The 10,401-nt window shown below is 63.8% G+C and carries 11 protein-coding genes and 1 pseudogene; 10 read left to right on the forward strand and 2 right to left on the reverse strand.

The features are described from left to right. Positions 1-413: 413 nt before the first annotated feature. Together QRN48_RS14325 and fliK are read right to left on the reverse strand one after the other, a co-directional pair. Entirely contained in the window at positions 414-734 is a 321-nt protein-coding gene (locus tag QRN48_RS14325) for an EscU/YscU/HrcU family type III secretion system export apparatus switch protein (RefSeq protein ID WP_037011500.1), read from the reverse strand. Then, a complete protein-coding gene (gene fliK / locus QRN48_RS14330) occupies positions 734-2,350 on the reverse strand; it encodes a flagellar hook-length control protein FliK (protein WP_285351290.1) in 1,617 nt (538 codons plus the stop codon). Before fliK ends, QRN48_RS14325 begins: the two co-directional genes overlap by 1 nt. Positions 2,351-2,541: 191 nt before the next feature. On the opposite strand from fliK, the gene ccmA reads away from it, so the two are divergent. The 10 genes and pseudogenes from ccmA (at position 2,542) to QRN48_RS14380 (ending at position 10,315) form a co-directional block, all read left to right on the forward strand. Beyond that, positions 2,542-3,177, forward strand: coding sequence for a cytochrome c biogenesis heme-transporting ATPase CcmA (gene ccmA / locus QRN48_RS14335; RefSeq protein WP_285351291.1), 636 nt, complete (start codon positions 2,542-2,544; stop codon positions 3,175-3,177). Continuing rightward, positions 3,174-3,845: a heme exporter protein CcmB gene (gene ccmB, locus QRN48_RS14340; protein ID WP_191945373.1), complete on the forward strand. Its 672-nt coding sequence runs from the start codon at positions 3,174-3,176 to the stop codon at positions 3,843-3,845. The genes ccmA and ccmB overlap by 4 nt, the downstream gene beginning before the upstream one ends. Positions 3,846-4,020: 175 nt before the next feature. Continuing rightward, positions 4,021-4,749: pseudogene (locus QRN48_RS14345) on the forward strand (heme ABC transporter permease); the annotation flags it as partial. Between the two features lie 80 nt (positions 4,750-4,829). Then, positions 4,830-5,006 carry a heme exporter protein CcmD gene (gene ccmD, locus QRN48_RS14350; RefSeq protein WP_037011495.1) on the forward strand — a complete coding sequence of 59 codons (177 nt, stop codon included), beginning with the start codon at positions 4,830-4,832 and terminating at the stop codon, positions 5,004-5,006. After that, positions 5,003-5,482 (forward strand): cytochrome c maturation protein CcmE, encoded by a 480-nt coding sequence (gene ccmE, locus QRN48_RS14355; protein ID WP_285351293.1) that lies wholly within the window; start codon positions 5,003-5,005, stop codon positions 5,480-5,482. The genes ccmD and ccmE overlap by 4 nt, the downstream gene beginning before the upstream one ends. A 3-nt stretch (positions 5,483-5,485) precedes the next feature. Further along, a complete protein-coding gene (locus QRN48_RS14360) occupies positions 5,486-7,459 on the forward strand; it encodes a heme lyase CcmF/NrfE family subunit (protein WP_037011490.1) in 1,974 nt (657 codons plus the stop codon). Further along, positions 7,456-7,992 carry a DsbE family thiol:disulfide interchange protein gene (locus QRN48_RS14365; RefSeq protein WP_285351294.1) on the forward strand — a complete coding sequence of 179 codons (537 nt, stop codon included), beginning with the start codon at positions 7,456-7,458 and terminating at the stop codon, positions 7,990-7,992. The genes QRN48_RS14360 and QRN48_RS14365 overlap by 4 nt, the downstream gene beginning before the upstream one ends. Positions 7,993-8,183: 191 nt before the next feature. After that, positions 8,184-8,654, forward strand: a complete 471-nt coding sequence (locus QRN48_RS14370; protein WP_285351302.1) for a cytochrome c-type biogenesis protein — start codon at positions 8,184-8,186, stop codon at positions 8,652-8,654. Then, on the forward strand, positions 8,651-9,856 hold the full coding sequence (gene ccmI, locus QRN48_RS14375; RefSeq protein ID WP_285351296.1) for a c-type cytochrome biogenesis protein CcmI: 1,206 nt from the start codon (positions 8,651-8,653) through the stop codon (positions 9,854-9,856). The genes QRN48_RS14370 and ccmI overlap by 4 nt, the downstream gene beginning before the upstream one ends. Positions 9,857-9,886: 30 nt before the next feature. After that, positions 9,887-10,315: a hypothetical protein gene (locus QRN48_RS14380; RefSeq protein WP_285351298.1), complete on the forward strand. Its 429-nt coding sequence runs from the start codon at positions 9,887-9,889 to the stop codon at positions 10,313-10,315. The last annotated feature ends 86 nt before the right edge of the window (positions 10,316-10,401 follow it).

Genomic DNA, 10,401 nt, shown 5'->3' on the forward strand with positions numbered 1-10,401 from the left:
CGGGACCGTCTGTAGGAGCGCGCTTGCCCGCGAAGAGGCCGGTACACCCGACGCATAGTGACCGTCTGCGCTGACGCCTTCGCGGGCAAGCGCGCTCCTACAATGGGATGCGGTCAGCCGGCTATGGCGGGTCCACTCAAATCCGTAGCAGCCACCTCATCCCTACACCGCAGCTTCCAGGTATTGCCGCGATCCGCTGTAGGAGCGCGCTTGCCCGCGAAAAATATCGGCGCCCGCCATCAACGCGTCTGACCCCCGCAGCCCCTGTAGGAGCCGGCTTGCTGGCGAATCATTTTCCCAAACCTCAGAGCCGGCGACTGACACACCGCGATCGCCAACACGCCGGCTGCAACAGCGGGCCGGGGCGCACGAGCAATCACGGTTGAAAGCAAATCCTTAGCAGCGTTGAGCCTTCAACGCGGCGTGATATCCCGCTCCACCGGCCCGGCGTCCGGGTCGAACCCCACCGGGAATTTGCCCTTCAATCGCCAGGCGAATGCGATGATTTCGGCAATGGTCAGGTACAGCTCCTGAGGAATGCTGTCGCCCAGTTCAAGGCGGGCAAGCATTTTGACCAGCTCGGCGTTCTCGTAAATCGGCACCTTGTACTCGCGGGCGATCGCCAGGATGGCCTCGGCCAGGGCGTCGTCGCCTTTGGCCGTCAAGGTCGGTGCATGCTGGCCGTCGTAGTTCAGCGCGATGGCCTGACGGGGGGTGTGCTCGGAAGTGCTCATCAGGCGTTCTCGTCGATCCAGCGTTGTTCGAGCACGGTACGTGACCCTTGCGGCGGGGTGCCGCGGTTGCACTCCAGTTCCTTGACGTTCAGCCCGCACGCAGTCAGGCGCGCGCGCAAGTCGCCCAGCTCATTTGAAATCAGCTCGGCGCTGCCGGCACGCTCCGCCCATAACTGGCTGGCGATGCTGCCGGCGATCAGTTGCGCCTGCACGTGCAGCGGGCCGAGGGGCTCCAGATCAAACGCCAGTTCCACCCGCCATAACTTCTCTTTTTCTTTCGCTTCCGGGGTCGAATCGCTGGCGGTGTCTTCGCGTTCGGGTGTTTCCTCGCGCTGCACCTTGACCTGCAGCGGCACGATGTCGTGGGCGTTGCGCATGGGGATTTCCAGTTGCCAGGTCGTCACTTGGGTGCCGTCGGCCTGGGTACGCGTTTGCTCCAATCCGCCCAACTGATGGCTCTGCAGGCGCGAGATGGCGCCGGCCGCCAGTTTCAGCAGCGTCTCCAGATCGTCCTTGCTGTCCGGGTGACCCAGGGTGCGCGGTGGTAATGGGAAGTTGATCGGCTGGTTCGGTGTCGCCACCAGCCCCAGCGTGCCGAACGCACTGCGCAGCACGCTGGGCATGGCCCTGGCCAACGTATTGCCGGCCGCGATGGCGTTATAGCTGACGTTGTCCGGCAGACCGGGAAGCATTTGGGTGACCAGCCGCAGCAGGTTGGCTTTCATGTCCGGGACCAGGGTCGGGTTCTGCCCTGCGAGCAAGCGCGACTCCATGAACAGGCCGCTGGCACTGAGGGCCTGCGCGACGCCCTTGCCGGTGGTCATCTGCGGGATGTCCGGCAAGTCTGCCAGCAACTGTTCGATGCTGGCCCGCAACGATGGCGAAAGGTTATCGCCATCGGCGGGTGGCGGCAGGGTTTGCAGGGCGGAAATCAGCCCTTGCAGCGATCCCTGACGGCTTTGCTGGGTCGAGAGCTGCTGAGCCAGCGCCAGTTCGTCGAGCCGGTTTGGCAGCGCCACGAAATTCAGCGCCTGACTGTTCTGCACCTGAGCGCTGAGCAGGCTGCCGACGCGCAATGGCTGCGGGCTCTCGACCGTCAGGCTGCTGCCGGCCAGCGCCGTGTTGAGCAGCATGACGATGGAGCGATAAGTGGCCGGCTGCGCGGTGCCGCCTGACTGGCCCGTCAATTGAGCGATGTTTTGCGCGGCGACCTGCGTGGTCAACACCTTGCCTTGCAGCAGGGTGCCGGCCGGCAGTTGCCGCGTATCGATGCTGGTCAGGCTGTTGGTGACGGCTTTTTGCAGGTCTTGCACGCTGATCGTCAGCGTATCGGCCGAACCCTGCGCCACGTTCACGCTGGTGCCGGGCGAGAGTGGCAGGGAACTGCTGACGGGCAGGGTGGTTTGCCGGCCGTTGTCCATGGTCAGCTTGAGCAACAGCTGAAAGTCCTGGCCCAGCTGCTTGAGGCTCACCACCTCAGCGCTGGCCACCTGGCCCGAGGTCAACAGCCCTTCGCGCGGCTCCATCAGCTTGAGCACTTCGCCCGCCGGTACGCCTGCGCGCAGCAGGGCAGTGGCTGCGGCTACGGGTGAAAGATTGGGTATATCGCCTGTCATCAGATCCCGACTCGGTAAATTTGCGCTCTGGCTGGCGGGTCCGGGTATGTATAATCCGGCACCGACTTCGTCGGCGGTCTACCGTTAAGCTGCATCAGTATAACGGCCGTCATGATCCTGACTTGAACATCCCGAGTTGAACGTCATGACTTGAACCGCCGTGTATTGCCGCTACTGAAAAGAAGGTCCTCATGTCGATCCCCGTTCTTGAAGCCATGGCGCTGACGTGTGAGCGCGACTGGCGCCTGCTGTTCGAGGATCTCGAATTGCGGCTGAGCGCGGGCGACCTGCTGCAGATCAGCGGTCCGAACGGCAGCGGCAAGACCAGCCTGCTGCGCCTGCTGTGCGGCCTGATGCAGCCAACCGCCGGCAGCGTGCTTCTCGACGGTAAACCCCTGGCCAGCCAACGCAGCGAAGTGACCCGCCACATGCTGTGGATTGGCCATGCCGCCGGCATCAAAGACCTCCTCACTCCGCTGGAAAACCTTGCCTGGCTCTGCGCGCTGCACACGCCTGCGCATGCCGATGAACTCTGGCGCGCTCTTGCGGCGGTTGGCCTGCGCGGCTTTGAAGACGTGCCGTGCCACACCTTGTCGGCCGGTCAAAGGCGTCGCGTCGCATTGGCGCGTCTGTATCTGCCTGGCCCCGCGATATGGATGCTCGATGAGCCGTTCACCGCGCTGGACAAACAGGGCGTGGCCCAGCTTGAAGCCCATATTGCCGATCACTGTGAAAATGGCGGTGCCGTCGTGCTGACCACCCATCACACCTTGAGCCGCGTCCCTGCGGGCTACCGCGATCTCGATCTGGGGCAGTGGGCGGCATGAGTCATGTGTTTACCCTGCTGATCGCCCGCGAAGCACGGCTGCTGTTCCGACGCCCGGCCGAGCTGCTCAACCCGCTGGTGTTCTTCGCCATCGTCATCGCGTTGTTTCCCCTGGCCGTGGGGCCTGATACCCAACTGCTGCAGCGCCTGTCGCCAGGGTTGGTGTGGGTGGCGGCGCTGCTGTCGGTGCTGTTGTCGCTGGACGGGCTGTTTCGCAGTGATTTCGAAGACGGTTCCCTCGAACAATGGGTGCTGTCGCCACAGCCGCTGGCGCTGCTGGTGCTCGCCAAAGTGCTTGCGCACTGGGCCTTCTCCGGGCTGGCGCTGGTATTGCTGGCGCCGTTGCTGGCGCTGATGCTGGGGCTGCCGGGCGCCTGTGTGCCGGTGCTGTTGCTGTCGTTGCTGCTGGGCACGCCGGTGTTGAGCCTGCTGGGCGCAGTGGGCGCGGCCCTGACCGTGGGCCTCAAGCGCGGCGGTCTGCTGCTGGCATTGCTGATCCTGCCGCTGTACATCCCGGTGCTGATTCTGGGCAGTGGCGCTTTGCAGGCGGCGCTTGAGGGCATGCCCGCGACCGGTTATCTGCTCTGGCTTGGAAGCCTCACCGCGTTGGCGGTTACCCTGACGCCCTTTGCAATTGCCGCTGGTTTGAAAATCAGCGTTGGCGAATAATCGGCGTTTGACCGAGCGGACAGTTTTTACCTTCAGCCCTGGACGCCTTTGCGTCTGAAGGCAGGCCATAGATGAAAGCTTTTTTATAAAAAGTCTTTCGATGAATGCACCGTGATAATGAGCACCCCGATGAAAAGGCAGCGTGATGAACACAAGCGCCAAGGCTAGAGGCGGCATGAGCTGGGCCTGGTTCCACAAGCTCGGTTCACCCAGATGGTTTTACGGCATCAGCGGCCGTCTGTTGCCGTGGCTGACCGTTGCGGCAGCGCTGTTGATCGGCATCGGCGTGGTCTGGGGCCTTGCGTTCGCGCCGCCTGACTATCAGCAAGGCAACAGCTTTCGCATCATTTACATTCACGTTCCGGCCGCCATGCTGGCGCAGTCCTGCTACGTGACGATGGCGGTCTGCGGCGTGGTCGGGCTGGTGTGGAAGATGAAAATGGCCGATGTCGCCCTGCAATGCGCAGCGCCCATCGGTGCCTGGATGACTGCCCTGGCGCTGGTGACCGGCGCAATCTGGGGCAAGCCGACGTGGGGCTCGTGGTGGGTCTGGGATGCACGGCTGACGTCGATGCTGATTCTGCTGTTTCTGTATTTCGGCCTGATCGCGCTGGGCAACGCCATCACCAACCGCGACAGCGCAGCCAAGGCCTGCGCCGTGCTGGCCATCGTCGGGGTGATCAACATTCCGATCATCAAATACTCGGTGGAGTGGTGGAGCACCTTGCACCAGGGCGCCACGTTCAGCCTGACGGAAAAACCGGCCATGCCTGCCGAAATGTGGCTGCCGCTGCTGTTCACCGTACTGGGGTTCTACTGCTTCTTCGGCGCGGTGCTGCTGATGCGCATGCGCCTGGATGTGCTCAGGCGCGAAGCCCGCGCCGGCTGGGTGAAGGATGAGCTGTCGCGGCAATTGGGTCCAGGCTCCAAGTCGGCATCTGGCCCGCCATCCGGCGCCGGGTCATCGCGCGACGGAGGCAAACGATGAGTTTCGAATCATTCAGCGATTTTCTGGCGATGGGCAGGCACGGGCTCTACGTCTGGTCGGCCTACGGCATCTGCGCGTGTGTGCTGGCAATCAATGTGCTGGCACCTGTTTTTGCGCGTCGGCGTTACCTGCAACAAGAGGCGCGCCGTCTGCGCCGGGAGAGCACGCCGTGAATCCGCTGCGAAAAAAGCGACTGTTGATCATTGTGGCGATACTCGCCGGGGTTGGCATCGCGGTCAGCCTTGCACTCAGCGCGCTGAAGGAAAACATCAACCTGTTTTACACCCCGACCCAGATCGCCAGCGGCGAAGCCCCCCGCGGCACCCGCATTCGTGCCGGCGGGATGGTGGAAAAAGGCTCACTGCAGCGCTCGGCCGACTCGCTGGACGTGACCTTTATCGTCACCGATTTCAACAAGTCGGTGACCATCAGCTACCGCGGCATCCTCCCGGACCTGTTCCGCGAAGGGCAGGGCATTGTTGCCCTCGGCCGGCTCAATGGCGATGGCGTGGTGGTGGCCGATGAAGTGCTGGCCAAACACGACGAGAAATACATGCCGCCGGAAGTGACCAAGGCGCTGAAAGACAGCGGCCGCCCCGAATCGGGCGCGTCCTATGCACCGGCCACGTCTCCAGCGAAACAGGGGTAACCGATGATTCCCGAACTCGGCCATCTGGCCATGATTTTGGCGCTGTGCTTCGCGCTTGTTCAGGCCGTGGTGCCACTGATGGGCGCCTGGCGTGGGGACCGGCTGTGGATGAGCCTCGCGCAGCCGGCCGCGTGGGGGCAGTTCGCTTTTCTGCTGTTCGCCTTTGGCTGCCTGACCCATGCGTTCATGGTGGATGATTTTTCCGTGGCCTACGTCGCGGAAAACTCCAACAGCGCGTTGCCGTGGTACTACAAGTTCAGCGCCGTATGGGGCGCGCACGAGGGCTCGCTGTTGCTGTGGGCCTTGATACTGGGCGGCTGGACCTTTGCGGTGTCGATCTTTTCGCGGCAACTGCCGCAGGTCATGCTCGCCCGCGTGCTGGCGGTGATGGGCATGATCAGCGTCGGCTTTCTGCTGTTTCTGATTCTCACGTCCAACCCGTTCAGCCGCATCCTGCCGCAGGTGCCCCAGGACGGACGCGATTTAAACCCGCTGCTGCAGGACATCGGCCTGATCGTCCATCCGCCGATGCTCTACATGGGCTACGTCGGGTTCTCGGTGGCCTTCGCCTTCGCCATCGCCGCGCTGCTCGGCGGGCGTCTGGACGCAGCCTGGGCACGGTGGTCACGGCCCTGGACCATCGTAGCCTGGGCCTTCCTCGGCGTGGGCATCACCCTGGGCTCCTGGTGGGCGTATTACGAACTCGGCTGGGGCGGCTGGTGGTTCTGGGATCCGGTGGAAAACGCCTCGTTCATGCCTTGGCTGGTGGGCACGGCGCTGATTCACTCCCTGGCGGTCACCGAGAAGCGGGGCGTGTTCAAGAGCTGGACCGTGCTTCTGGCCATCGCCGCGTTTTCATTGAGCCTGCTGGGCACGTTCCTCGTGCGCTCGGGGGTACTGACTTCGGTGCATGCGTTTGCCTCCGATCCCGCCCGTGGCGTGTTCATTCTGATCTTCCTGCTGATGGTGGTGGGCGGTTCGCTGACCCTGTTTGCGGTGCGCGCGCCGGTGGTGAAAAGCCACGTCGGCTTTGGCCTGTGGTCGCGGGAGACCCTGCTGCTGGGCAACAACCTGGTGCTGGTGGTGGCGGCGTCGATGATTCTGCTCGGCACGTTGTATCCACTGGTGCTGGACGCCTTGAGCGGAGCGAAGATGTCCGTCGGTCCGCCTTATTTCAACGCGATGTTCGTGCCGCTCATGGGCGTGCTGATGGCCGTCATGGCCGTGGGCGTGCTGGTGCGCTGGAAAGACACGCCGGTCAAGTGGCTGTTGAGCATGCTTGCCCCTGTGCTGGTGGGCAGCGCGGTGCTGGCAGTGATCGCCGGCTTTGCCATGGCCGATTTCCACTGGGCGGTCCTCGCCACCTGCTTGCTGGCAGCCTGGGTGTTGCTGGCCGGGGTGCGTGACCTGCTGGACAAGACGCGCCACAAAGGCCTGCTCAAAGGCATGCGCTCGCTGACCCGCAGTTACTGGGGCATGCAAGTGGCGCATATCGGCATCGCAGTGGTGGCATTGGGCGTGGTGTTGTCGAGCCAGAACAGCGCCGAACGTGATCTGCGCATGGCACCGGGAGAGTCGGTTGAGCTGGGCGGTTATACCTTTGTGTTCGAGGGCGCGCAGCATTACCAAGGGCCGAACTTCACGTCCGACCGCGGCACCCTCCATGTGCTGGAAGACGGCAAGGAAATCACCGTACTGCACCCTGAAAAGCGGCTCTACACCGTGCAGCGCTCGATGATGACCGAGGCCGGCATTGACGCCGGTTTCACCCGTGATCTGTACGTGGCGCTGGGCGAACCGCTGGAGAACGGCGCATGGGCGGTGCGCGTGCACGTCAAACCGTTCGTGCGCTGGATCTGGTTTGGCGGGCTGATCACGGCGCTGGGCGGTGTGCTCGCCGCGCTGGACAAGCGTTATCGGGTCAAAGTCCGCAGCCGGGTGCGTGACGCGTTGGGACTTCCGGGAGCAGCGGTATGAGGCGCTGGATGTTGCTGGCACCGCTGGTGCTGTTCCTCGCGATGGCGGCGTTGCTCTATCGGGGTTTGTACCTTGACCCATCGGAATTGCCCTCGGCGCTGATCGGTAAGCCATTTCCGGCCTTCAGCTTGCCCGCTGTGCAGGACGGCAAACCGCTGACCCGCAACGACCTGCTTGGCAAGCCGGCGCTGGTCAATGTCTGGGGCACCTGGTGCGTTGCATGCCGGGTCGAGCATCCGGTGCTGACCAAACTGGCGGGGCAGGGCGTGGTGATCTACGGCGTCAACTACAAGGACGTGAACGCCGATGCGGTGAAGTGGCTGTCGGAGTTTCACGACCCCTACCAGCTGAACATCAACGACGAAGCCGGCAGCCTCGGCCTGAATCTGGGCGTCTACGGCGCGCCAGAGACCTTCTTGATCGATGCCAGGGGCGTCATTCGCTACAAGCACGTCGGCGTGATCGACCAGACCGTCTGGCGCGAGAAACTCGCCGCGCAATACCAGGCGCTGGTTGAGGAGGGCCGTCAATGACCTTGCTCAATGATGAGGATGGCATGCCAGACCCCATTTTCCCCGACGATGGCGTCCATGTAGGAGCCGAGCTTGCTCGCGAGGGCGTCGATTCAGCCCCTGGAGATGTATCGGCTATTAAGGCCTCTTCGCGGGCAAGCGCGCTCCTACAGGGGATCCCGCGGCGGCGGACAGGCGTGCTTGCGCGGAGGGTGCGGCGGCTGGTTGCCGGTTTGGTGTTGGCGTTGGGATGCGGGGGCGTAGCCCAGGCGGCTATCGACGCCTACACCTTCAAGGACGAAGCGGAGCGCGGGCGTTACGCCGAGCTCACCCGCGAACTCCGCTGCCCCAAGTGCCAGAATCAGGACATTGCCGATTCCAACGCCCCTATCGCAGCGGACCTGCGCAAGGAGATCTACCGGATGCTGGGCGAGGGCCGGAGCAACCAGCAGATCATCGATTTCATGGTCGATCGCTACGGCGAGTTCGTGCGCTACAAACCCGAGCTCAACGCGCACACCTGGCTGCTCTGGTTCGGGCCGGCCGGGCTCCTGTTGGGCGGCGTGGCGTTGATTGGCGTGATCGTCGTGCGCCGACGCCGCTCAAGCCGCGATGCCACCGACGGGCTTTCCGACGAGGAGCGTCAGCGCCTCGCCCACTTGCTGGATAAAAACCGCGAATGATCGATTTCTGGATGGCCGCCGGCCTGTTGTTGCTGGTGGCCCTGAGTTTTCTGCTGATCCCCGTGCTGCGTGGTCGCCGCGCTCAAAGCGAAGAAGATCGCACCGCCCTCAACGTCGCCTTGTATCAGGAACGCATCGCCGAACTTCAGGCGCAGCAGGAGGAGGGCGTACTCTCGGCAGCTCAGTTGGACGGCGGCCGCGCCGAGGCGGCCCGTGAACTGCTCGCCGATACGCAAGGCACCGGCGCAGAGCGGGTGTCGCGTCTGGGCAAACCGTGGCCGGTGCTCGCGGCGATTCTGGTGCCGGTGTTGGCGTTGGGCCTGTACCTGCACTTCGGCGCGTCGGACAAGGTCGAGCTGGCGCGAGAGTTCTCCCAGCCCCCAGGTTCGCTGGCGCAGATGACCGAGCGACTGGAGCGTGCGGTCAAGGCGCAACCGGACTCCGCCGAGAGCGCGTACTTCCTTGCCCGGACCTACATGGCCCAGGACCGCTTGGCCGATGCCGCACGGATGTTCGAGCGTGCCGCGAAGCTGGCGGGTCGTCAGCCTGAGCTGCTGGGGCAGTGGGCACAGGCGCTGTATTTCGCTGGCAACAAGGCCTGGAGCCCGCAGATTCAGGGGATTGCCGAAGAAGCGTTGAAGCTCAATCCGAGGGAAGTCACCAGCCTCGGCCTGATGGGCATCAATGCCTTTGAGAGCCAGCACTTCGATCAGGCCGTGAGCTACTGGACGCGCCTGTTGGCGGTATTGCCGCCGAACGATCCTTCGCGTGAAGCACTCGAAGGCGGGATCAAGCGGGCCGGTGACAAGCTGGTGCAAAACGGCGGCAAGCTGGAAACCACCCAGCCCATGGCAGTACCGGGCGCGCGCCTGAAAGTGCGCGTCGCACTGTCGGCGTCGGTGCAAGACAAGGTGCAGCCCGGCGATAGCGTATTTGTGTTTGCCCGAGCGGTTTCCGGGCCGCCCGCGCCCCTGGCGGTCAAGCGCATCACCGTCGCCGACTTGCCGCTGGAGGTTGAGTTGAGTGACGCCGACGCGATGATGCCGCAGCTGAAACTGTCCAACTTCGCCGAAGTCCAACTGGTGGCCAGGGTGTCCCGCGCCGGTCAGCCCACGGCAGGTGAATGGGTCGGTCGCAGTCAGCCGTTGCCTTCCAGCGTCACGGCGACGCAGGCGCTGACCATTGACCGTCCCGATCAGTAACCCCGTTAACGCAGCGAGTAGAGAGCCTTTATGTATCGCGTCGCCCGTTTTGCCTTGTTGAGTCTGGTGGTGGGATTGACCGCAGCGTGTGCGGTTCAGCATCCGGGATCGCAGAGTTCCGAGCAGAGTTCGGAGCCCATCCAGACTATCCCCGGCCCGTCGCCGACCCCGCAGCCCGGCACTCCGCGGACCGCGCCACAGACGCCGCCGTCCGCGCCGATCCCTGCGCCGGGTCCGAAAACGTCCTCGCATTTCGCTCCGCCGCCGGGTGGCAACAGTCACTGGGACGCGCACCTGGGGGTGCATGTGCTGGACAATGTGCCGAATACGTTTTACCGCCAGCGTACCTATTACCGCTGGAACAACGGCTGGACGTGGTCGACTTCGCCAAGCGGTCCGTGGCAGGAGACCGATGCCAGTGGCGTGCCGCCGGGGTTGAGCAGGCAGTTCGGGAACTAAGGTACCCGGTGGGGTTTAGTGCGCCAAGATCAAGATCAAGATCAAGGGCGTCTGCCTGGGGGCAGACTGTTTCGCCTTCGGCGAGT

Source organism: Pseudomonas sp. ME-P-057 (assembly GCF_030208975.1).
In the GTDB taxonomy this organism is placed as follows: Bacteria; Pseudomonadota; Gammaproteobacteria; order Pseudomonadales; family Pseudomonadaceae; genus Aquipseudomonas; species Aquipseudomonas lutea.